The following is a 20,853-nucleotide window of genomic DNA, read 5'->3' on the forward strand; positions in this document are numbered from 1 at the left end:
GAGGCCAAGTCCATCTATGTAAGACTCAGTTTGAGTTTAGGTAGACATATCCTCGACAGTCTTGGAGAAAAGAATGCCGATCACCGAGCAGCAGTTGCTGCAGATCCTCCCCAAAGCCCGCCCAGTCGCGGGCATTTTTTTGCCTGCGCTGAACCGGGCTATGAAGAGCTGGAGGCGGGCGATGCACGGGATGAACGAGATGACCGGGCGAAAAGTCCGAGATTGGAATGGGTGAAAACGATTGAACCTTAATCGTAATCCTCGCACTTATCGATCCGCTTCCCGACGAGGCGTATGAAAAGGAAAAGCGCAGCAACAACAAAAATTATCACTATGACCAAGACAGTCCAAAACATACGCTTTCTCTTCGATCAGCAGCCCCTCCCTGGCCTTTTTTGGTGAGGCTATACCAGGGCCTTCTATAGCGATAGACCTATCTATATGCCCGCCGATCAGCGGGCTTTTTTATTTTAAGGGGAATTGATTATGGCCAGACTCAGCGGAGCCCAGGCCGGCGGCGCGAACGTGCTCCGGTTCCTGGACCTGATCGCTTTCTCGGAGGGTACCTCCACCGTCAAGGGTAGCGATGACGGCTACAACGTCCTGTACGGGGGCAGCCTGTTCGCCGGCTACCAGGATCACCCCCGGCAGAAGCTGACCTTCCCCATCAACGGCAAGCCAGTGACCAGCACCGCCGCAGGCCGGTACCAGCTGCTGGCTAGATACTGGGACGCCTACCGGGTAAGCCTGCGCCTGGCGGGCGGCTTCACGCCAGAGAATCAGGATCGCGTGGCGCTGCAGCAGATCCGTGAGCGCAAGGCACTGGATGACATCAAGGCCGGCCGCATCCAGCAGGCGATCGCCAAGTGCTCGAACATCTGGGCCAGCTTCCCGGGCAACACCTATGAGCAGAACCCGCACAAGCTGGAGAAGCTGCTGGCGCAGTGGCAGAAGCTCGGCGGGGTGCTGGCGTGACCTGGCTCGACGCGGTGCCAGCCTGGTGCTGGTGGCTGATCGCCCTGGTGCTGGTCGCCGGCGGCCAGCAGTACCGGGTGCTGGTTGCCCAGGGCGAAACCGGCACTGTCCGGAGCGAACTGGCCGACTACCGCCTGCAGGTGGCCGAGCGCGACCGGCGCGCAGCCGCTCAGGCCAGAACAGAAGAAAGGCGCCGCCAAGCCGTGGCGGATGAGGAGGGCGAGAGTGCACGACAGAAACTGGAATTGGCCCAAGGCCGCGCCACTGCTGCTGAGTCTGCTGCTGACGGGCTGCGCGGTGAAATCGACCGATTGCGGGATGGCCACCGAGCCACCTGCGACGCCATCGCTACCCAGCAGCGCCAGGCAGGAACCTCTGCCGTCATGGTGCTCGGGGGATTGCTTGAAGACGCTGACCGAATGGCGGGAAGCCTCGCGGAAGCGCTTGAGCGAAGTCGAATAGCTGGGCAGGCGTGCGAGTCGATCATGGATGGCATGGGTGCTAAGCCAAGCCAGAAGCCCTAACCGGCAATACCATGTCAGCCCATTCCTGCATCATCGCCCGCCGTTGCTCTATATAGGTGGCATGGTTGTACACGTCACGGATGGAGCTGCTGTCAGCGTGAGCCAGTTGCCGCTCAATCCAGTCCTTGTTGTAGCCGCGGGTATTCATCTCCGTGGAAAACAGGTGCCGGAAGCCATGCGGCGATTGCCGTCCGGTATACCCGCAGCGGTCCAGCAGGTTCACTGCGTAGTTGATCCCGATCGGTCGAACGGCGTCTGATCGGTTCGGAAACACGTATTTCAAACCGCCGGAGATCGGCAGCATAGATCGCAGTAACTCGACAGCCTGGCGGGACAGCGGTACCACATGGTCGCGCCGCATCTTCATCTTGCTGGCAGGGATGGACCAGGTCGCCGTATCCAGGTCAATCTCCGACCATTCAGCCTTGCGCACCTCTGCCGGCCGGCAGGCGGTTAGGATGAGCAGCTTGGTGGCACACTGCAGCTGTAGGCCAGACTGACTTTCCTCAATGGCCTTGATGATGGCCGGCATCTCCGTGAATGCGAGGAAGGGCCTGTTCTTGTGCGGAGCCATTTTCTCAGTCACAGCGTGCATTTCCGCCGTGGGGTTGATCTCAATCATCCCGATCGCGACGGCATAGCGGAACACCTGGCCGATCCACTGCCTTGTTTTAACTGCGGTGGTGATTGAGCCGCGCCGCTCAATGCGACGGATCAGTGTGATCACATCCGCTCGCTTGATGCTGTCGATCTGGCGCAGGCCGAAAGCAGGTAGTACATCCAGCTCCATCGCGTTAGAAATCACCTTGACCGTTGACTCGGTCAGGCCTCCCTTCCTGAATTCCAGCCACTCCTCGTAGACACGGCGGAATGTCCTTTCCTGGGCGCCCAAGCGCTCGACCTTCTTCTCTCTTCTCGATTCGCGCGGGTCTTTGCCCTGCGCAACCTCTTCGCGCGCCTCATCCCTCCGCGCACGCGCTTCCTTCAAGCCGATCTCCGGATAAGTCCCAAGCGAAATCCTGGCCTGCTTTCCAAGCCAGGTGAACCTAAAGTGCCAGCTCTTCACGCCGCTCTCAGCCACGTAGAGAGTTAGCCCGAGCGAGTCCGCCAGGGTGTAGCCCTTTTCCCGGGGCTTGGCCTGCCTGGCCGCAGTGTCCGTGAGTGCCACTAGTACATTGCCTCTGTCTGTTCGTTGGATGTACTGGATGATGTACTAATTAATAAAGGATGTGGAGAGTCATACCGGGACGAATCAGGACGACAGAGGCGCCCATATACGGGCACCTTGCCTTCTGTCGAGATTGTCCGGTTTTAGGCGGGAATCCACTGTGGAATCCTTGAAAATTTCCACGCTGTCATAACTCTGTGTGAATCAATAATGCGCGCAGTCTACCAGCATGGCCGCTACAAGGCTTGCAGGCGTTCATGCAGCCGCCCGGTGGCGGTCAGTTCCAGCAGTTCATCACCCAGGCGCTGGCTTTCGGCGATGGCCTTGTACCAATAGCGCTTGCGCCCTGGCGCATCGCCCATGAAGCGCTTGAAGTCGTTGCGGTCGGGCAGTTTGCCGTAGGGCAGGGCGGCCAGGTATTGCGGCGAAGGCGTCATCAGCAGCACGTTTTGCAGGCGTGTGGCATCGCCCTTGCGCCAGGGCAGGGCCTTGTCGAACCAGCCGGGTACGACCTTGTCGGTGAAGTGCGGGTACAGCACCAGGTCGTCGCCGCGGTAGGGCAGGTCGAGGTGATAGTCGAGCAGGCCGCCGTCGCGGTAGGTGCCGGCGCCGGCACCGGGGATGTCCTTCACGCCCTGCATGACCATCGGTATCGACCCGGAAGCGAGCAGGGCGTGGCGCAGGTTGGTCAAGTCCAGCGGCAGGTAGCGTGAGGGGAAGTCGGTCAGCGTGTCGAGCGGCGGCGCGGCGCGCCCATCGTGCAGAATGATGCGCTCGAAGTGGCGGGCCAGGCGCGAACGGCCCAGGAGGTTACTGGCAACCACCGAGCCCAGCCCCAGGCCCAGGCGGCCGCGATGGTCGTGCGCGAGCTGGCCATGGCTTTTCACCACCAGAATGTTCAGGCGGTAGTGTGGGTTGGCCAGCAGCTGGCCGTCGCGGCCTTCCAGCAGGTCATCGAGCATGCGTTGGCAGCTGCGGCTGATTTCGGCCGGGGTGACGCCCTTGGCGAAATCCTGCTCGGTGTATAGCTCGCCCAGGCGACGGATGCCGGCGACCGGGTCGTCGAGGCAGGCGCTGGCAAAGCGCCAGGCACCGATCGAAGCACCGATCAGGGCACGTTGACGGGGTGCCGAGGGTAGCCACTCGCCGAACAGCGCCAGGTCAAGGCCCTGGATGCCCAGCGGCTTCGGCCCACCCGCCGCGCCCGGCAATACCCCGACATCGGCCGCCTGCAGGCCGCGCTCGCGGATGTGTCGCAAGGCACGCTGGCCGGCCTTGAAGGTGAGGGCGGGGTATTTGATGTGGATGGCGCTCATGGCGGGTCTCTTGGGCGAAAAGCAGCCGTTACAGATAACACACCTGTAGGTGCCTGTATTGGCCCTTTCGCAGCACAAGGCCGCACCTTGCACGGGGCCGAGTCGGGTTGGCGGCGTAACTGCGCTATCATGCCGCCAGCTGTTTTCAGGTTGAATTAAGGACCGCTGGTTAATCTTAACCCCGTAGACAACTTGCACAGTTCTCAGGAGAGAAGAACGATGAAAACCATGACTGCCCTGATCACCGCCGCTGCCCTCGCCCTGGGCGCCAATGCCGCCTTCGCCAAGGACGTTCAGCCTGACGAAGTGGTCAAACTGGTCAACGCCAAGACCATCAAGTCGCTGGACGAGCTCAAGGCCGCTGCCGTGGCCAAGCACCCAGGCGCCACCGTCACTGACTCGGAGCTTGAAGACGAGTACGGCCGCTACATCTACAAGGTCGAACTGCGTGATACGCAGAACGTCGAATGGGACGTCGACATGGATGCCAAGACCGGTGAGGTACTCAAGGACGCACGAGACAACTGATGATCCATGTATCCCGGACGGCACGTTACCTGGCGCTCTCGCTGCTTGCCGTCTGCTCCTTGGCTGTTGCCCGCGACCTGGACCAGGATGAAGCCCTGAAGCTCCGTCAGAAGGGCATCATCCTGCCGCTCGAGCAACTGCTCGAGACCGCCCTGGGGCGTCACCCCGGGGCGCGTCTGCTGGAAGCCGAGCTGGAAGAAGACGATGATCGCTACGAATATGAAGTCGAGTTGCTGACGACTGAAGGTGTGGTACGCGAGATCAAGCTCGATGCCAGCACCGGCGCCCTGCTCAAAGACGAGGAAGATGACTGAATGCGCCTGTTGCTTGTCGAGGACAACGTACCGTTGGCCGATGAACTGACCGCCGGCCTGCAGCGCCAGGGCTATGCCGTGGACTGGCTGGCTGATGGCCGTGACGCGGTTTACCAGGGGCAAAGCGAGCCTTACGACCTGATCATCCTGGACCTCGGCCTGCCTGGCTTGCCTGGCCTGGACGTGCTGGCCCAGTGGCGCGCCGCTGGCCTGGCCACACCGGTATTGATCCTCACCGCCCGCGGCTCCTGGGCCGAGCGCATCGAAGGGCTGAAGGCCGGGGCTGACGATTACCTGAGCAAGCCCTTCCACCCCGAGGAGCTGCAACTGCGCATCCAGGCGTTGCTGCGCCGTGCCCGTGGCCTGGCCAATCAGCCGAAGCTGGAAGCGGCCGGCCTGCACCTTGACGAAAGCCGTCAGTGCGTGAGCCGCGACGGGGTGGATGTGCAACTGACCGCCGCCGAGTTCCGCCTGCTGCGCTACTTCATGCTGCACCCGCAGCAGATCCTGTCCAAAAGCCACCTGGCCGAGCACCTCTACGACGGTGAAACCGAGCGCGACTCGAACGTGCTGGAGGTCCACGTCAACCATTTGCGCCGCAAGCTGGGCCGCAGTGTGATCGAAACCCGTCGCGGGCAAGGCTACATCTATGCCGGGAGCGGCGAGTGAAGTCGATCCAGGCGCGCCTGAGCCTGGGCCTGGTGGCGGTACTGGTGGTGGTCGGCGTGGTGCTGGCGCAACTGACCTTGTGGCTGTTCGAGGCCGGCCTGCAACGTTATCTGGAAAACGGCCTGCGCAACGAAAGCGAGAACCTTCTGGTGGCATTGGTGCGCGGGCCTTCGGGCCTACAGCTGGATGAGCGGCGCATCTCGGCTGCCTATCAGCGGCCGTTCTCCGGTTACTACTTCCGCATCGATTTCGACCAGGGTACCTGGAGGTCTCGTTCGCTGTGGGACCTGGACATGCCCAAGCCCGCAGCGCCCGGGCTTTCCGATAGCCATGAACTCGGCCCCGAAGGCCAGCAGCTGCTGGCCCTGCGGGCCGACTACCGGCGCCTGGGCCAGGACATCTCGATCAGTGTTGCTCAGGACTATTCACCGGTGCGCGAAGGTTTTCGGCGCTTGCAGCAGATCGGCCTGGGCATGGGCCTGGTGGCGCTGATCCTGATTCTGGTGCTGCAGCGCATCACGGTTACCCGCTCGCTGCGGCCGCTGGAGCGGGCGCGCCAGCAGATCGCCCAGCTGCAGCAGGGGCAGCGCTCGCAGCTGGATGCCGAGGTGCCCAGCGAGTTGGTACCGCTGGTGGGGCAGATCAACCATTTGCTTAGCCATACCGAAGACAGCCTGCGCCGTTCACGCAATGCCCTCGGTAACCTCGGCCATGCGCTGAAGACGCCGCTGGCGGTGCTGCTGAGCCTGGCCTCCAGTGAACGCTTGCAGGGTCTGCCGGAGGTGCGCGCGCAAATGCGCGAGCAGTTGCAGCAGATTCAGGAGCGCCTGGCGCGCGAGCTGAACCGTGCGCGCCTGGCAGGGGATGCGCTGCCTGGCGCGCAGTTCGATTGTGATGCCGAACTGCCGGGGTTGCTCGGGACCTTGGGCATGATTCATGGCGAGGGCCTGCTGCTGGCAAGTGATGTGTCGCCCGGGCTGTTGTTGCCCTGGGACCGCGAGGACGTTCTGGAACTGTTGGGTAATCTGCTGGACAACGCCTGCAAGTGGGCAGACAGCGAAGTGCGCGTGGGTATCGCGCCGAACGCCGAGGGCTACCGGCTGTGGGTTGATGACGACGGCCCGGGTATTGCGCAAGACCAGCGGCAGCAGGTGCTGGAGCGTGGTTCGCGGCTGGACGAACAGGTGGCTGGGCATGGGCTGGGGTTGGGCATCGTGCGCGATATCGTTGATGCCTGGGGCGGCCGCCTGGCCTTGCTGGAGAGCCCGCTGGGCGGCCTGCGGGTGAGCATCGACCTGCCGCGCAAGGCTCGTTAATGCCGGGGCCGCTGTGCGGCCCATCGCGACACAAGGCCGCTCCCACAGGTGTACGCAATCCCCTTTGGCCCTATCAGTACTGCAAAAAAATTGCAGTACAGCCGCAGTTTTTTGAATTAGCCCAAATTCCCCCCACCCGGCAAAATCCCCCCACGAAACCCTGCGGTTTCCATCTCTCCACGGACGGAGCCCCTTGTGGTATTGCATGCGCAATACGAGGCCCAGGCCAACTCGGCTGGGCTTTCTTTTTAAACAGAAAAACCAAAGATCCCGATTGCCCAAATGTCTGCCTCGCGTTCCGAAAGTCGTCTGCAGCGGCTGTTGCCGGCCCCTCTCAACATCCCCCCAAAAGAATGGTTGCGTGCCGGTATCGGTGCGCTGCTTGGCCTTTTCCTCGCGGGCTGGCTGACCAGCATGGTCTATGGCCCCAGCATCGCCCTGCACTTGCTCGGCCCGCTGGCAGCCTCGGCGGTACTGGTGTTTGCGGTGCATTCCGGCCCCTTGGCCCAACCTTGGCCGGTGTTGGGCAGCTACGCCCTGGCGGGTGCAGTGGGGCTGGCCATGCGTGAAGGCTTCGGCGCCGAGCTGTGGGTGGCCGCTGCGGCGCTCGGCATCTCGATCCTGGTCATGTGCCTGTTGCGCTGCCTGCACCCGCCGGGTGGCGGTGTGGCAGTGAGCGCGGTGCTGGCCGACCCGGGGTTGACCGCCATGGGCGATCACCTGCTGGAGCCGGTGCTGCTCAATGCGCTGATCCTGGTGACAGTGGCAATCGCCTACAACCGTTTGACGGGTGTGCGCTACCCGAAAGGCACGGTGCCACGCAAAGACCTGCACCACACCCATGACCCGCTGCCCGGCGAGCGGGTCGGCATCCGCAGTGAAGACCTGGACCAGGCCCTGGAAGAGCTGGGCGAGTTCGTCGATGTCACCCGTGACGAGCTGGAGCGCATCATCCTCGCCACCGAGCAGCACGCCCTGCAGCGCAGCCTTGGCGGTATCACCGCGGCCTCGGTGATGTCCCGCGATGTGCAGTTCGTCACGCCTGATACCACGCTGGAGCAGGCCTGGAAAATGCTCGCCAGCCATCACCTGAAAACCCTGCCAGTCCTGCAGCACGGCAAGCTTGTAGGCATCGTCAGCCTCAGCGACCTGGTTGGCCCGGCGATGCAGCGTGGGCGTTTCAGCTGGCGCGGTCTGTTCGGCCGCCAGGCGGTGCGCATGGCACAAGTGATGAGCAGGCGGGTTGTCAGTGTCAGCAGCCAGCACCCGTTGGAACGCCTGCTGCCCTTGTTGTGCGAACAAGGCCTGCACTGCTTGCCGGTGCTTGATGCCGACACGCTGGTGGGGGTGATCACCCAGACCGACCTGATCGCCGGCCTCAAGCGTCAGTTGCTCAGCAAGACCGAGGCTTCAGATAACCGGGTCCCAGCGTTGTGACCAGTCGCTGGCGCCGGCAGCTACCAGCCGACGCAGGATCGCGAAGGCCTGTTGCAGGGCTTCGCTGTCACGTTTACGCGGGTACACCAGAAAGGTCGGGTAGGTGAACTCCGGTGCCTGCGGTACCCGCTCGAACACGCCGCTGTCCAGATAGGCCTGCACCACCCGCGTGCGGAAGTAGCCACTGCCACCTTGGTCGAGTATGAACTGCAGGGCCAGCGGGCCAAGGTTGAAACTTAGCGCCGGGCGTGCGCAGTCGGGCAGGGCCGCATCATGCTGGCGGCGGAAGGCCTCGCCCCAGTCGATGTAGATGTACGGCTCGGGCCGCTCGACCCGGCGCACGCGAATCAGCTTCTCTTCCATCAACTGCTCCACCTGCAGGCCTGGACCGTAGGTCGGCTGGTAGACCAGCGCGGCGTCCAGCAAGCCCATCTCGACCTTGCGCAGCAGCGACTCTCCATCGCTCACCTCGCTGCGGATGGCATGGCTGGGCAATTCACGGTGCAGGGCACTTACCCAGTCGAGCATCATCGGGTTGCCCAGGCTCACCTCACCGCCCACATGCAGCACCTGCTGGCAACCTTCAGGCAACGGCAGGTCGCGGCGCGCGGCTTCCCAGGTTTGCACCAACTGGTTGGCATAACTGACGAACGCTTCGCCATCGCTGGTCAGGCTGGCGCCGCTGCGGCTACGCACGAACAACTGGCAACCCAGTTGCTGTTCCAGGCGCTGCACGCGCGCGGTGATCGCGGTTTGAGACACGAACAGGCGTTCGGCCGCGGCGACCAGGCTGCCGCAACGCACTATTTCCAGGAAGGTACGGGCCTGATCGATGTCCATGGGCTGCTCGGTGTTTGAAGGGGTTGCCTATTCTAGAGGCTTTGCACCGTTATGGGGCGCTATTGCGTTGTCTGCAAATTTGCAGGTCGGTTGTGACTTTAGTCCCATGGCGGCGTGGGTATAGCGGTCCATACTCAAGTTTCGCCCTTCAATAACAACAAGTACCGGGTTTCTAACGACATGAGCTACCAGCACAGCTACGCCCATTCCATTTCCGACCCTGCCGCGTTCTGGGCGGAACAGGCCGCACACCTGGCCTGGCACCGCAAGCCTGCCTTGACCCTGCAAGACAACGCCGACGGTACCCACCGCTGGTTCGCTGACGGCCGCCTCAACAGCTGTTACCTGGCCCTCGATCACCAGATCGAGCAGGGCCGGGGCGAGCAGTTGGCGCTGATCTACGATTCGCCAGTGACCGGCGCGCAGCAGACCTACACCTACAACCAGTTGCGCGACGAGGTAGCACGCCTGGCCGGTTTGCTGCGCCAGCTGGGGGTGAACAAGGGCGATGGCGTGATCATCTACATGCCCATGGTGCCGCAAGCGGCCATGGCGATGCTGGCCTGCGCGCGGATCGGCGCGGTGCATTCGGTCGTGTTCGGTGGCTTTGCCGCCAACGAGTTGGCCCTGCGCATCGATGACGCCCGGCCCACCTTGTTGCTGACGGCATCGTGCGGGCTGGAGTTCGACCGGGTCATTGCCTACAAACCGCTGGTTGACCGTGCCCTGCAACTGGCCCGGCACCAGCCGCGCAATGTGCTGGTGCTGCAGCGGCCACAGGCGCACGCTGAACTGCTGCCAGGCCGCGACCTGGACTGGCAGGCGGCCTTGGCCGGCGCCGAGCCGGTGGCGCCCGTCGAGCTGGATGCCGGCGACCCGCTGTACATCATGTACACGTCGGGCACTACCGGGAAACCCAAGGGTATCGTCCGGGAAAACGGCGGCAATGCCGTGGCGCTGTGTTACGCCATGCGCCATATCTATGGCATGCAGGCCGGCGATGTGTGGTGGGGTATTTCCGATGTCGGTTGGGTGGTCGGCCATTCACTGATCGTCTACGGGCCGTTGATGAGCGGCTGTACCACGGTGTTCTACGAAGGCAAGCCGATCCGCACCCCGGATGCTTCGGCCTATTGGCGGGTGGTGGAGCAGTACCAGGTCAACGCGCTGTTCTGTGCACCTACGGCCATGCGCGCCATTCGCAAGGAAGACCCGGAGGGCGAACTGATTCGCAAGCATGACCTCAGCTCGCTGCGTCAACTGTTCCTGGCGGGGGAAAAGCTGGATTCCAGCACCCATGAATGGTTGGAGCGGGTGAGTGGCAAGCCGGTGCACGACCATTGGTGGCAGACCGAGACCGGCTGGCCGGTTACTGCGCCTTGTGTCGGGCTGGAGGGCAGCGCGGCGAAGCCAGGGTCGAGCAACCGCGCGGTGCCGGGTTACCACGTTCGCGTACTGGATGACGAAGGCCACTTGCTCGGGGCCAACCATCAGGGTTCGATCGTGATTGCACTGCCACTGCCCCCCGGCTGCAGCCAGACGCTGTGGGGGGATCACGAGCGCTACCTGCAGGCCTACCTGCGCACGTATCCGGGGTATTACCACACGGGCGATGGCGGCTATCTGGACGATGATGGCTTCGTCTACATCATGGGGCGCACCGATGATGTGATCAACGTTTCTGGTCATCGTTTGTCCACCGGTGAAATGGAAGACCTGGTCGCCCGGCACCCGGCGGTAGCGGAGTGTGCTGTGATCGGCGTGCATGACGAGATCAAGGGCCAGGTACCGCTGGCGCTGGTGGTACTCAAGGATGGAGAGGGCATTGCCGAGGCGCAGTTGCTGGTGGACCTGGTGGGTAGCGTGCGCGAGGAAATTGGCCCGCTGGCCTGTTTCAATCGGGTACGGCTGGTGAAGCGCCTGCCCAAGACCCGTTCCGGCAAGATTCTGCGGGCGGTGCTGCGCAAGATTGCCGATGGGCAGGATTATGTGCCGCCTTCGACCCTGGATGACCCTGCAGTGCTGGGAGAGATCGAAGCGGTGCTGGCGGATTTGCCCAGGGCGGGTTGATGGTTTGACCTCGATGGCCCCTTCGCGGGCGGGACGCGCATCGGTGGTTCGGCAGAGGCCGTCGTAGGCGCGGGTTCGCCCGCGAAAGGGCCGGGCCTGCTGGCCAATCTCCACCCGCCGTTCACCGTTGCGGCCGCTACCGTATTCGCGGGTAAACCCGCTCCTACACCAGGTCGTTGTAGGAGCGGGTTCACCCGCGAAAGGGCCGGCTCAGGCACTGCAGGCTCAGGGGGCAATCTGGTGCAGTTGCCCCAACCGGCTGCGGGTACGCATCAGGTCGGCCAGCGGGCCGCCCAGGCTCTCTTCCAGCGGACGTTTACCTATGACAATCACCCGCCGATCCTGGTCATACAGCACATCCACCAGGTTGACGAAGCGCTGCTGAGCCGCCAGCGAACACGCCGAGAGGTCATCCAGCCCATCGATCACCCACTCGTCATACTCCCTGGCCAGTACCAGGTAGTCGATGACCGCAGTGGCCTTCTCGCACAGATCGTCAAAGCCAAGCACCACCCGCCGGCCATCGATGGCCAGCGCTCGCAGCGGGCGCTTGTTCACGTCCAGTATCACCGGTTGTTCGCTCGGCACGTTCAGTGCCTGGCGCTGCGCCGCATTACCCGGCCAGACATAATGGCCCTGGGTAAAACGCTGATGCTCGCGGTTGGCCGGCAAGCTGCGAAAATCCGTGTCGCCACCGACTTCGAGCACGTGCATCGAGCTGTTGATCAGGCGAATGACCGGCAGAAAACGTTCGTGATACAGCGGGTTGGGCAACAGCCCTTCGGGCGCGTAGTTAGAGGTCACCAGCAGGTACACGCCACGGGCGAACAAGGCGTTGAACAGCCGGGTGAGCAGCATGGCATCGCCTATGTCATGCACGTGGAATTCGTCGAAGCACAGCACCCGGCAACCACCCACCAGCTCGTCCAGCGTTGCGCCCAGCGCGTCATCCAGCGCCCGGTGGCGGTGCATGCCCTGGTGCAGGCGTGCAAAGAAATCATGAAAATGCAGGCGCAGCTTGGCGGCTATCGGCACGGCCTGGAAAAAGCCATCGAGCAACCAGCTTTTACCCCGGCCGACCGAGCCGTACAGGTACAGACTGCGCGGTTGACCTTGTTCAAGCTGCGTCAGTTGTTCGGCCATGCAGTGGATTACCCGCCGCTGACCGTCACTCAGCTGATAACCGCGGCTGTGCGCCTTGTCCTCGAACCAGCCGAGCAGCTCGCTCTGTTGATTGGCGGTGCCGCGCAAGCGTTGGCCAAGCTGGCGCAGCGGGGTGGGGATCCAGGCAGACAAAAGCAACGCTCCTTGGGCGATGGCGGGGCAGCCTGCAGCTTGCCCGAGAGCGGCCATTTTGACTAATAGAGAAAGTGCCGGGCAATCATCACTTCTTGCGATAGGTCTGGCCGCCTCTTGTGCCTGTGCGGGCTATGACTTTCGCTCCAGCTGGCGCTCGATCATGTACTTCACCGCCAGGCGACGCTCCTTGAGGTGGCGCAGGTCTTCGTCGACGAAGTTACCGGCCGATATCGATTCGGCAGCCAGCACCTGGTTGTCGATGTCCACGTACTCGTCCAGCAGGCGATCCAGCGCCTTGTCCTGCTGGCGGCGCTGCTGGACGATTTCGCGCGGGTAGTGCAGGTCCTGGTAGAGGTCGTGAGAGACAGGCATGGGGTCCTCCTTGGTCAATGCAATGGGCTTACCTGATTGGAAGTGCGGAATGCGATTGTGTTGAAGCGAGGCGGGCGGAAACCGACGGACGGTCGCTGCACCAGCACCGAAATGACTAACTCGCTGTTTTTTGGCAATTTTTTTTATCAGGGGGGTTCACAGACCGAAAGTTTGTTGTTAAAGTGCCGCGCATTCCAAGACAACAACCCAGTTGTCACTCAGTTGGAATTGTCAGAGCAGCAAGTGCTGCATCCGATACAGGGGCGTCGCCAAGCGGTAAGGCAGCAGGTTTTGATCCTGCCATGCGTTGGTTCGAATCCAGCCGCCCCTGCCATTTTTCAAGATTCAAACGTATTTAACCCGGTGCCAGGAAGGATGAGCACTGGGTTTTCGCGTTTTTGTGATTTTGCGCGCCTCCGCGCCTCCTGAGCGCGGGTACGTGCCGTACCGGGTTACCCGGAAATCCCCAGCATTTCGTTCAGCGCCCTGGCCAGTTCATCAGCCTGCACCGGCTTCTGGATCACCAGGCTGCCCGGCAGTTCCAGCCCCTGCAACTCCGCATAACCGGTCAGAAACACCACCGGCACGCGGGGGTACCGTTCGCGGGCAGCCAGCGCCAGTTGTGCACCATTGAACTCGGGCATGGCGAAATCAGTCAGCAGCAGGTCAATATCGTCATCCAGCAATGCCAATGCCTGCTCGCCGCTGTGCGCCTGGCGCACCTGGTAGCCGTATTGGCGTAACACATCGCCAAGCATGTCGCGCACCAGGTGGTCGTCGTCCACCAGCAGCACCGTGCGGTTATGGCCGCTTTCGCTGATTGACTGACTGAGCACTGCTGCTACGGGTTCGTTCACCATCTCCTCTTTTACCGCCGGCAGGTATACCGCCACCTCGGTACCGCGACCGAGTGTGGTGTCGATGCGCACGCCGCCACCGGACTGCTTGGCAAAGCCGAACACCTGGGCCAGGCCCAGGCCCGAACCTTTGCCAATGTCCTTGGTGGTAAAGAAAGGCTCGAATACCTTGGCCAGCACGTCTTCGCTCATGCCGCAACCGGTATCGCGGATGCTCAGCATCACGTACTCGCCCGGGTCTGGGTCTTCCGGACGTTGCGGGCGCTGGTCGATGTGGGTGTTGCGCGTTGTCAGGGTCAGCTGACCGCCGTCGGGCATGGCATCGCGGGCATTGATCGCCAGGTTGAGGATGATCATCTCGGTCTGGGTGGGGTCGGTCAGTGCCTGCCACAGGGCCAGGTCCAGGTCCAGACGCACCGAAACGTTGCCACCCAGCGTGCGGCGCAGCAGCTCTTCCAGGCCGGCCAGGGTACGGTTGAGGTTCAGCGGCACCGGCTCCAGACGCTGGCGGCGGGAGAAGGCCAGCAACTGCGAGGTCAGCTTGGCACCACGCTCACCCGCTTCGCGGATATGGGTGAGGCGAGTGCGGGCCTTGTCCAGGTCGGCCTTGGCCAGGTCGCGCTCCAGAAAGCTGGCACCGGTGAGTATCACCGTCAGCAGGTTATTGAAGTCATGCGCCACGCCAGCCGTCAGTTGCCCAACCGCCTCCAGCCGCTGCATCTGCTGCAGAGCGGCCTCGATGCGCTCGCGCTCGTTGATCTGTTCGCGCAGCCGGGCGTTGGCATCTGCCAGGCCCAGGGCGGCTTCGCGCTCGCTGGTGATGTCGCGTGCCACCACGTACAGCAGGGTGTCCTCCGGCACCACCACCCATGACAGCCAGCGCTGTTGGCCGCCGGCATGCAGGATGCGGCCGACAAAGCGTGCGCTGGTGCGGCCGTGGGAGAGGGCGGCCAGTTCGGTGAGTAACTGTTCCTGGTCGTGCTCAGGCAGCAGGTGCAGCAAGGAGGACTGGCTCAGGCGTTCGCGTGAGAAGCCCAGGCTGGCTTCCCAGGCGGGGTTCAGTGCGACCGGGGTCAGGTCTTTGTTCAGCACGGCCAGCAAGTCTTGCGACAGCTCCCAGGCACGATCGCGTTCGCGGGTACGGCGCTCAACCCGCTCGCCAAGCATCTCGTTCAGCTGACGCAGCGCCTGGGTGGCCTGGCGTTGCGTGTGGATGTCCTGCAGTACGCCTGAAAAGCGAACGCACTGATCATCGACGAACTGGCTCTGGCCGCTGCTCAGCAACCAGCGGGGCTCCAGGCCATTGGGTTGCGCGATCCGAAACTCCACGCGGTAATGACCGCCGCTTTCCGGGCGCATGGCATGTTCCACTGCCTCGCGCACCAGTGGCAGGTCATCGGGGTAGATGCCGGCGTAGAACACTTCAAGGCTCATTTCGGTGCTGGTGGGCACGCCGAACAAGGTCTTGCAGCGGTCATCCCACAGCAACAGGCCCTCTTGCGGGCGCAGGTCCCAGGTGCCCATGCCGGCGGCGTCGATGGCAATGCGAGCACGTGCTTCGACGTCCGCCAGGGCCTCTTCGGCGCGGCGACGGCGTTGGCGTTCCTGCACTTCGCTCAGGGCTCGGCGCACGGCTTTGGGCAGCAGTGGCAGGTTCTTCTTCAGCACATAGTCGGTCGCGCCCAGGCGGATCATTTCCACCGCGTGCTCTTCGCCATAAATGCCGGACAGGAATATGAACGGGATGTCGGGTGCCAGGCGTTGAGCGATGGCCAGCACTTCGGTGCCGGATGAGCCTGGTAGCACGCAGTCACACAAGATCAGGTCGTAGCGGGCCTGGCGCAGGGCATGTTCGACACCTGCATGGTCGAACACCAGCTGTGACTGAACATGCAGCCCGCTGCGCTCCAGGCGCATCAGGGTCAGCTCGGCGTCCATCGAGCTGTCTTCGACCATCAGTATTTTCAGCGGCGTTTGCTGCATCGTCGCGGCGGCCTCAGTTGCTACCGCGACGGTTCAGTCGCAGTGAGCCGGGTGGCGGTTCGTTTAGCACTGCCCAGAATACCCCGAGGTCGGAGATGGCGGTGACGAATTCCTTGAACTCCACGGGTTTGACCACATAAGCGTTTACCCCCAGCTCGTAGGCGCGCAGCAGGTCGGGCTCTTCGCGCGAAGAGGTCAGCATCACGGTGGGGATGCTGCGCAGTTCGGCAGTGGCGCGCACTTCCTTGAGCACTTCCAGGCCGTCGACCTTAGGCAGTTTCAGGTCGAGTAACAGCACGGCAGGGTTGCCGTCATCGCGCTCGGCATAGGCGTTGCGGCGCAGCAAGTAGTCGAGCGCATCGGCGCCGTCACGCAGCACGATGACTTCGTTGGCCAACTGGCTGCGCTCCAGGGCCAGCAGGGTCAGCTCCAGGTCTCGGGGATTGTCTTCGACCAGCAGAATGGGCTTGAGCATGATGGTAGCGGTGCCTCAGGTAGCAGTGTTTCGGGGTAGGGTGAAGTGAAAGCTGGCGCCCTGGTCGATCTGGCCAGTGGCCCAGACTCGACCGTCATGGCGCTCGATGATGCGGCGTACGCTCGCCAGGCCAATGCCGGTGCCTTCGAAATCTTCCATGCGGTGCAGGCGCTGGAAGACGCCGAACAGCTTGTTGGCGTAGGCCATGTCGAAGCCCACGCCATTGTCGCGGATGCAGACCTCGGTTTCGTCAGGGTGCTGTACGGCACTGATCTCGATGCGAGCAGGCGTACGGCCGCGAGTGTACTTGATGGCATTGGCTATCAGGTTGTGCAAGGCCATGTTGATGAATGCCGGGTCGCCGATCACCTTGGGCAGCGGGGCGATGTCCCAAACGATTGCGCGGCCTTCGTAATCGGGGGCCAGCTCGCTGCGAATGGCCTCGACCAGGGCGTTGAGGTCGACGTCGGACAGGCGCAAGGCCGAGCGGCCCATCTGCGAGAAGTTGAGCAGGTTGTCGACCAGGCTGCCGGCAAAGTGCGCCGCTTCACCGATATGCTGCAGGAAGCGCTTGCCGCGTTCGCTCAGGCCCTGGCCTTCGATTTCGCCAAGCAGTTCGGTATAGCCGGCGATGTGCCGCAGCGGGGCGCGCAGGTCGTGGGAAACACTGTAGGAAAACGCTTCGAGCTCCTTGTTGGAGCGGCGCAATTCGCCAGCCAGTTGTGCCAGCTCTTCGGCCTTGCGCAGGACAATGCCCAGTACCGCGGTGCGCAGCTCCATCACGCCCTCGATCACCAGTGGGTCCCACGCCTGACAATAGCCGCGCAGTTCTTCCTGCCAGCGTTCAAAACTGTGCCGCGGGTCGAGGTTGCCCTGTGGCCCGACCTGCTTGGTCGGCTGCCCGGCCCAGTTGACCGTGCGTATCTGCTCGGGGCGGAACCACAGCAGGTAGTGCGAGTGGATCTGCGAGATGGCCACCGCCAGCACCCCGCCAGCATGGTTTGCCAGCTCGGGTAGCTCAGTGATGTCGCGGCGCAGGTTGTCGCTATGGAACACGCTGTCTTCGTCACGTTGGCCTAGCCAGTGCACCAGCGCCGTCACCTGGGCCTCAGGCGGAGTCTGGCCGATCAGGTCACAGCGCTCGGCCGAGATCACTGCCGCGCCCTGGGCGTCGGCGAAGGCCAGCAGCACGTGAGGCAGGTCGCGCAAGCCGTCACTGACGCTGTCGTGGTCGGCCATGGACGAGATCATGCGTACGATGTGTTGGCGCAGCGCCAACAGCTTGCGCGTGCTGGCATGGGACTCGCGGGACTCTATCTGCAACGACAGTACGCTGGCCAACAGCTCGCAGGCCGTGCGGGTGCGCAGGTCCACCGGGCGTGGCTGCTGATGGTGGCAGGAAATCAGCCCCCACAGCTCGCCGTCGACCACGATCGACAGCGACATCGAGGCCAGCGTGCCCATGTTGCGCATGTACTGCAGGTGCACGGGCGACACGCTACGCAGTACGGCGAAACTCATGTCCAGCGCCTTGCCGGTGCGCGGGTTGGTAGCGGGCAGCAGAGGCGAGGGTTGATAGTTGGCATCTTCGATCACGCGGATACGGTTGACCCGGTACAGCTCGCGCGCCTGGCGCGGGATGTCTGCAGCCGGGAAGCACAGGCCCGCGTAGCTGGGGTAGCCTGGGTCGGCCACTTCGGCCAGCACCTGGCCGTTGCCTTCGGCATCGAAACGGTAGGCCTTGACCCGCCCAAAGCCGGTGATGCGCTTGAACTGCAACACCGTTTGCTGCAGCAGGTCTTCAATACTGCTGGCCACTTGCAGACTGGCGACAAAGCTGCGCACCAACGGGTAATAGTCGCCTTGCCCGACCAGGTCTGCTGGCAGGCGGGGCGGTTCGAACTCGGCAATCAGTACCTGATCGTGGCAATGAACCAGCAAGTGCAGCAGGGCACTGATGGGGGCGCCCTGGTGCAAGCGCACGTCGCCAATGTGGAACGGGAAGACTTCATCTTCAGGAAGCCGTGTGAGGTGCGCGTGCAGGTCAAAGCCCTCGTGAACCAGGTCGGCGAAGCGGCAACCGATCAGTTCACGGGCTGGCAAGCCCAACCAGTGCTCGACATTTTCACTGGCCTGCAGCACGCACAGGTCGGTGGCATCCAGCACCAGCAGAAAGCCGTGAGGCTGGATGCTGCCCGGAACCTGGATCGGCTCCTGGGCACAGCGCTCCATGGCGTCTGCCAGTGAGTTGTCTGCAGTCATGATTGAAAAAGCTCCTGTCATGTCCGTCCGTGTACGGCACAGGTGTCTGGCGCAGGACGAGTACGATTCACCCTAACAGAATCCCGGTGCATTTACCGGCTCTTGGCCATTGGAGGCACGGGTTGGCCACGGGTTCTGTGTGGTACAGGCTTTTTTTGATGCCACGGTATCGCTTTATCGCTAATACAAAAAAAATGGCGTTATGCCACATCGGCTGCGCCACCTCACTGCTACGCTCAGTTCAGGACGTTTCGATAAGGATAACAAGGTGACGGAGCGCATGCTGGCCGCGCTGTTCGGCCTGTTGTTCAGCGGCAGTACCGTGGCGGCGGATTTTCTCGTGGAAGTGCGGGTACTGGTGCAGCGTGGCTGCATGCTGGTCAACCAGACCCGCGATGCGGGGGCTCAGGCCCTGGGTCGTATCGACCTGGGGGCGACGGCGCGCCTGGATGGCCCTGGCGCGCCCTTGAGCGGTGTGCTGCTAAGCCAGCGCCCGCCGCGCCTGGAGTGCAACCCGGATACGCCCTATCAGGTGCGGGTCGACGGTGGCCAGCATGGTGGCGTCGGCGAACTGCGCTACCTGGCCAGCGACGATCGCCTGGCGCGGCCCATTCCTTACCGCTTGTACCGTGACGCTGCCTGGCGTGAGCCGCTGGCAGTGGGGGTAGCCCAATCGGCGCGTGTACCGGGCAGCGGTTCGGTGGAATTGCCGCTGTATGCACGTATCGACAAACTGGCCTGGGTGCCGGATGCAGGGGTTTATGCCGACCTGCTGAAAGTCACCGTCACCTGGTAGGGACGCCACCATGCACAAGGACGCCATGCCATGAGCCGCACTTCGATCCTGTTGCTCACCCTCGGCCCGCTGCTGGTCCCAGGCGGTGCGGTGCATGGCAGCACCACCGGTTTCATCCAGGCGCGGCTGGTGATCAGCGCGTCTTGCCAGATCAGCAGCAACGAGACGCAACCGGCTGTGCTGGGTGACCCAGGCGTACTGGACTTTGGCGAGCGCGGTCCGAACTGGGACCAGCCGTTGCGCAGCCAGGTGGACGAAGTGGGCGGCCAGGGTAGCCTGCAAATCAGTTGCACGCCTGAAGTTCGGGCCTTCAACGTGCGTATCAATGGTGGCCTCAATGGCGACGATGGCATTCGCCGCCTGAGCAACGGCCGTGAACTGATTCCTTATCAGCTGGCGGTCGACCCAGGCGGTAACAGCCGCTACGGCGTCGGCCAGGCGCGTGCCTTCACCATTCGCAGCAGCCAGCAAGTACCGATTCCCATCTACGGTGTGGTAGTGGCGCAACCGCGTGCGCTGCCGGCCGGGCTTTACCGCGACACCCTCAGAGTGACCCTGGACTGGTAACCACGCAAGGAGACTCCGATGCGAACGAACCTTTCATTTTGCGTCCTCGCAGGCCTGGGCCTGGCGTTGGCTTCCCAGGCCCAGGCGGCCACGGTGACGGGCAGTATCAGCTCGACCCTGACGCTGACTGCGGCGTGCCAGGTCAATGGCACGTCGGGCACGTCGGGGCTTAACTTCGGTGCCTTGAACTTCGGTACCCAGGATGCCTTGTTCGTCACCGCCAATGCCCAGGTGCTGGGAGGCGGGGGGGGCGCCATGAGCATCCTGTGCTCTGCAGGTACGGTGCCCGTGATCAAAGTGCGTGCCGGCCTGCATGACGGCCAGTCGAGCGGCGGCACCCGTGCGCTCGCTGATGGTTCTGGCAACTTTGTACCGTACGACCTCTATACCGACGCGGGGCGTACGGCGTTGCTGGCTGTCGACGACACCATCACCCTGCCGACCAGTACCGGCGCCGCCCAGACCGTCAACCTTTACGGCAAGGCCGTCGGCAAGGCGGGCCTGCCCGCAGGGGTCTACAGCGACACGATCTCGGTCGAGCTGTCGTTCTGACCCATGCGCGGCTGGCTGGCAGGTAGCCTGACTGGCGTCAGCATGTTGTTGGCCGCCCCACTGGGGGCAGTGACCACCAGTACCTTCACGGTGACGGCGCAGGTTGTCGCCGGGTGCCTGGTGGTGGGGGGTGTCACCAGCTACGGCACGCTCGATTATGGCTCGCAGTCGGCGCTGTCCACGGGGCTGCTCAGCACATCGCTGGGTGGTTCTACCGTGACGTTCCAGTGCACGCCGGGCGTGGCCATGAGCATGAGCCTGGACGGCGGGCAAAACACTGCCAGTGGCACACGCAACCTGAAGCGCACCAGTGGCACGCAAGTGCTGGCCTACCAGTTGTACCGGGACGCCGCCTATAGCCAGGCCTTGGGAATCGGCCAGAGCGTGGCGGTGAGCTATTCCGACCCGACGGCGATCAAGCTTCCGGTGTACGGGAGGGTCCAGCTGACCGGCACACTGCCGGCAGGGACCTATACCGATGTGGTGCAAGTGACGGTGACCTGGTAACGGCCAGCGCCACCCCTGACAAGTGT

The 20,853-nt window shown here is 63.1% G+C and carries 20 protein-coding genes, 1 tRNA gene and 1 pseudogene; 14 read left to right on the forward strand and 8 right to left on the reverse strand.

Annotation, left to right across the window (positions count from 1 at the left end):
- Nucleotides 1-73: 73 nt before the first annotated feature.
- The 3 genes and pseudogenes from AA098_RS29170 to AA098_RS10495 form a co-directional block, all read left to right on the forward strand.
- Nucleotides 74-163 (forward strand): annotated as a pseudogene (locus tag AA098_RS29170) (glycoside hydrolase family 19 protein); the annotation flags it as partial.
- Nucleotides 164-486: 323 nt separating this feature from the next.
- On the forward strand, nt 487-975 hold the full coding sequence (locus tag AA098_RS10490; protein WP_064614196.1) for a glycoside hydrolase family protein: 489 nt from the start codon (nt 487-489) through the stop codon (nt 973-975).
- The gene (locus AA098_RS10495) at nt 972-1,499 is read left to right on the forward strand and encodes a DUF2514 family protein (RefSeq protein ID WP_064614197.1); all 528 of its coding nucleotides are present in this window, start codon (nt 972-974) and stop codon (nt 1,497-1,499) included. Before AA098_RS10490 ends, AA098_RS10495 begins: the two co-directional genes overlap by 4 nt.
- Here AA098_RS10495 and AA098_RS10500 read toward each other — a convergent pair.
- Nucleotides 1,477-2,667, reverse strand: a complete 1,191-nt coding sequence (locus AA098_RS10500) for a tyrosine-type recombinase/integrase (protein ID WP_064614198.1) — start codon at nt 2,665-2,667, stop codon at nt 1,477-1,479. The genes AA098_RS10495 and AA098_RS10500 overlap by 23 nt on opposite strands.
- Nucleotides 2,668-2,903: 236 nt before the next feature.
- On the reverse strand, nt 2,904-3,983 hold the full coding sequence (locus AA098_RS10505) for a patatin-like phospholipase family protein (protein ID WP_004573881.1): 1,080 nt from the start codon (nt 3,981-3,983) through the stop codon (nt 2,904-2,906).
- Between the two features lie 219 nt (nt 3,984-4,202).
- Here AA098_RS10505 and AA098_RS10510 point away from each other — a divergent pair, with 219 nt between their 5' ends.
- From AA098_RS10510 to AA098_RS10530, 5 genes are all read left to right on the forward strand, one after another.
- Nucleotides 4,203-4,511, forward strand: a complete 309-nt coding sequence (locus AA098_RS10510; RefSeq protein ID WP_003250340.1) for a PepSY domain-containing protein — start codon at nt 4,203-4,205, stop codon at nt 4,509-4,511.
- On the forward strand, nt 4,511-4,825 hold the full coding sequence (locus AA098_RS10515) for a PepSY domain-containing protein (protein ID WP_003250344.1): 315 nt from the start codon (nt 4,511-4,513) through the stop codon (nt 4,823-4,825). Before AA098_RS10510 ends, AA098_RS10515 begins: the two co-directional genes overlap by 1 nt.
- Entirely contained in the window at nt 4,826-5,494 is a 669-nt protein-coding gene (locus AA098_RS10520; protein WP_010953307.1) for a response regulator transcription factor, read from the forward strand. It begins immediately after the preceding gene.
- Nucleotides 5,491-6,810: a sensor histidine kinase gene (locus tag AA098_RS10525; protein WP_014861827.1), complete on the forward strand. Its 1,320-nt coding sequence runs from the start codon at nt 5,491-5,493 to the stop codon at nt 6,808-6,810. The genes AA098_RS10520 and AA098_RS10525 overlap by 4 nt, the downstream gene beginning before the upstream one ends.
- A gap of 282 nt (nt 6,811-7,092) precedes the next feature.
- On the forward strand, nt 7,093-8,247 hold the full coding sequence (locus tag AA098_RS10530) for an HPP family protein (protein WP_019752037.1): 1,155 nt from the start codon (nt 7,093-7,095) through the stop codon (nt 8,245-8,247).
- Here the strand turns inward: AA098_RS10530 and AA098_RS10535 are convergent.
- Nucleotides 8,221-9,087, reverse strand: a complete 867-nt coding sequence (locus AA098_RS10535) for a LysR family transcriptional regulator (RefSeq protein WP_004573884.1) — start codon at nt 9,085-9,087, stop codon at nt 8,221-8,223. The two genes, AA098_RS10530 and AA098_RS10535, sit on opposite strands and share 27 nt — an antisense overlap.
- Before the next feature lie 180 nt (nt 9,088-9,267).
- Here AA098_RS10535 and AA098_RS10540 point away from each other — a divergent pair, with 180 nt between their 5' ends.
- On the forward strand, nt 9,268-11,157 hold the full coding sequence (locus tag AA098_RS10540; RefSeq protein ID WP_064614199.1) for a propionyl-CoA synthetase: 1,890 nt from the start codon (nt 9,268-9,270) through the stop codon (nt 11,155-11,157).
- Nucleotides 11,158-11,382: 225 nt separating this feature from the next.
- Here AA098_RS10540 and zapE read toward each other — a convergent pair whose 3' ends face one another.
- Nucleotides 11,383-12,453, reverse strand: a complete 1,071-nt coding sequence (gene zapE, locus AA098_RS10545; protein ID WP_054888665.1) for a cell division protein ZapE — start codon at nt 12,451-12,453, stop codon at nt 11,383-11,385.
- Nucleotides 12,454-12,585: 132 nt separating this feature from the next.
- Nucleotides 12,586-12,828 carry a hypothetical protein gene (locus tag AA098_RS10550; protein ID WP_003250356.1) on the reverse strand — a complete coding sequence of 81 codons (243 nt, stop codon included), beginning with the start codon at nt 12,826-12,828 and terminating at the stop codon, nt 12,586-12,588.
- Between the two features lie 259 nt (nt 12,829-13,087).
- Between AA098_RS10550 and AA098_RS10555 the strand changes: the two genes are divergently transcribed.
- Nucleotides 13,088-13,162: transfer RNA gene (locus tag AA098_RS10555), tRNA-Gln, on the forward strand.
- 118 nt (nt 13,163-13,280) lie between these two features.
- Here AA098_RS10555 and AA098_RS10560 read toward each other — a convergent pair.
- From AA098_RS10560 to AA098_RS10570, 3 genes are read right to left on the reverse strand one after another with little or no spacing between them, the layout of a single operon-like run.
- Nucleotides 13,281-15,668, reverse strand: coding sequence for a response regulator (locus tag AA098_RS10560; protein ID WP_014753816.1), 2,388 nt, complete (start codon nt 15,666-15,668; stop codon nt 13,281-13,283).
- Between the two features lie 13 nt (nt 15,669-15,681).
- On the reverse strand, nt 15,682-16,143 hold the full coding sequence (locus tag AA098_RS10565; RefSeq protein ID WP_003250360.1) for a response regulator: 462 nt from the start codon (nt 16,141-16,143) through the stop codon (nt 15,682-15,684).
- A 15-nt stretch (nt 16,144-16,158) separates the two neighbouring features.
- Complete coding sequence (locus AA098_RS10570; RefSeq protein WP_004575754.1) at nt 16,159-18,405, reverse strand: ATP-binding protein; 2,247 nt, start codon at nt 18,403-18,405, stop codon at nt 16,159-16,161.
- Between the two features lie 268 nt (nt 18,406-18,673).
- Between AA098_RS10570 and AA098_RS10575 the strand changes: the two genes are divergently transcribed.
- The 4 genes from AA098_RS10575 to AA098_RS10590 are packed head-to-tail and all read left to right on the forward strand — an operon-like array spanning nt 18,674 to nt 20,827.
- The gene (locus AA098_RS10575; protein WP_033725550.1) at nt 18,674-19,201 is read left to right on the forward strand and encodes a spore coat U domain-containing protein; all 528 of its coding nucleotides are present in this window, start codon (nt 18,674-18,676) and stop codon (nt 19,199-19,201) included.
- Between the two features lie 30 nt (nt 19,202-19,231).
- Nucleotides 19,232-19,768 (forward strand): spore coat U domain-containing protein, encoded by a 537-nt coding sequence (locus tag AA098_RS10580; RefSeq protein WP_012052961.1) that lies wholly within the window; start codon nt 19,232-19,234, stop codon nt 19,766-19,768.
- 18 nt (nt 19,769-19,786) lie between these two features.
- Complete coding sequence (locus AA098_RS10585) at nt 19,787-20,320, forward strand: spore coat U domain-containing protein (protein WP_060537680.1); 534 nt, start codon at nt 19,787-19,789, stop codon at nt 20,318-20,320.
- Nucleotides 20,321-20,323: 3 nt separating this feature from the next.
- Nucleotides 20,324-20,827: a spore coat U domain-containing protein gene (locus tag AA098_RS10590; RefSeq protein ID WP_003250371.1), complete on the forward strand. Its 504-nt coding sequence runs from the start codon at nt 20,324-20,326 to the stop codon at nt 20,825-20,827.
- The last annotated feature ends 26 nt before the right edge of the window (nt 20,828-20,853 follow it).

Origin of the sequence: Pseudomonas sp. JY-Q (genome assembly GCF_001655295.1) — a bacterium.
Taxonomy (GTDB): Bacteria; Pseudomonadota; Gammaproteobacteria; order Pseudomonadales; family Pseudomonadaceae; genus Aquipseudomonas; species Aquipseudomonas alloputida.

Bases quoted from the DNA above. Each gene is read 5' to 3' on its own strand.
- AA098_RS10590 (WP_003250371.1), top strand. From the start codon at position 20,324: ATGCGCGGCTGGCTGGCAGGTAGCCTGACTGGCGTCAGCATGTTGTTG.
- AA098_RS10520 (WP_010953307.1), top strand. From the start codon at position 4,826: ATGCGCCTGTTGCTTGTCGAGGACAACGTACCGTTGGCCGATGAACTG.
- AA098_RS10565 (WP_003250360.1), bottom strand. From the start codon at position 16,143: ATGCTCAAGCCCATTCTGCTGGTCGAAGACAATCCCCGAGACCTGGAG.
- AA098_RS10490 (WP_064614196.1), top strand. From the start codon at position 487: ATGGCCAGACTCAGCGGAGCCCAGGCCGGCGGCGCGAACGTGCTCCGG.
- AA098_RS10515 (WP_003250344.1), top strand. From the start codon at position 4,511: ATGATCCATGTATCCCGGACGGCACGTTACCTGGCGCTCTCGCTGCTT.
- AA098_RS10530 (WP_019752037.1), top strand. From the start codon at position 7,093: ATGTCTGCCTCGCGTTCCGAAAGTCGTCTGCAGCGGCTGTTGCCGGCC.
- AA098_RS10585 (WP_060537680.1), top strand. From the start codon at position 19,787: ATGCGAACGAACCTTTCATTTTGCGTCCTCGCAGGCCTGGGCCTGGCG.
- AA098_RS10560 (WP_014753816.1), bottom strand. From the start codon at position 15,668: ATGCAGCAAACGCCGCTGAAAATACTGATGGTCGAAGACAGCTCGATG.
- AA098_RS10550 (WP_003250356.1), bottom strand. From the start codon at position 12,828: ATGCCTGTCTCTCACGACCTCTACCAGGACCTGCACTACCCGCGCGAA.
- AA098_RS10540 (WP_064614199.1), top strand. From the start codon at position 9,268: ATGAGCTACCAGCACAGCTACGCCCATTCCATTTCCGACCCTGCCGCG.
- AA098_RS10580 (WP_012052961.1), top strand. From the start codon at position 19,232: ATGAGCCGCACTTCGATCCTGTTGCTCACCCTCGGCCCGCTGCTGGTC.
- AA098_RS10535 (WP_004573884.1), bottom strand. From the start codon at position 9,087: ATGGACATCGATCAGGCCCGTACCTTCCTGGAAATAGTGCGTTGCGGC.
- AA098_RS10510 (WP_003250340.1), top strand. From the start codon at position 4,203: ATGAAAACCATGACTGCCCTGATCACCGCCGCTGCCCTCGCCCTGGGC.
- AA098_RS10570 (WP_004575754.1), bottom strand. From the start codon at position 18,405: ATGACTGCAGACAACTCACTGGCAGACGCCATGGAGCGCTGTGCCCAG.
- AA098_RS10505 (WP_004573881.1), bottom strand. From the start codon at position 3,983: ATGAGCGCCATCCACATCAAATACCCCGCCCTCACCTTCAAGGCCGGC.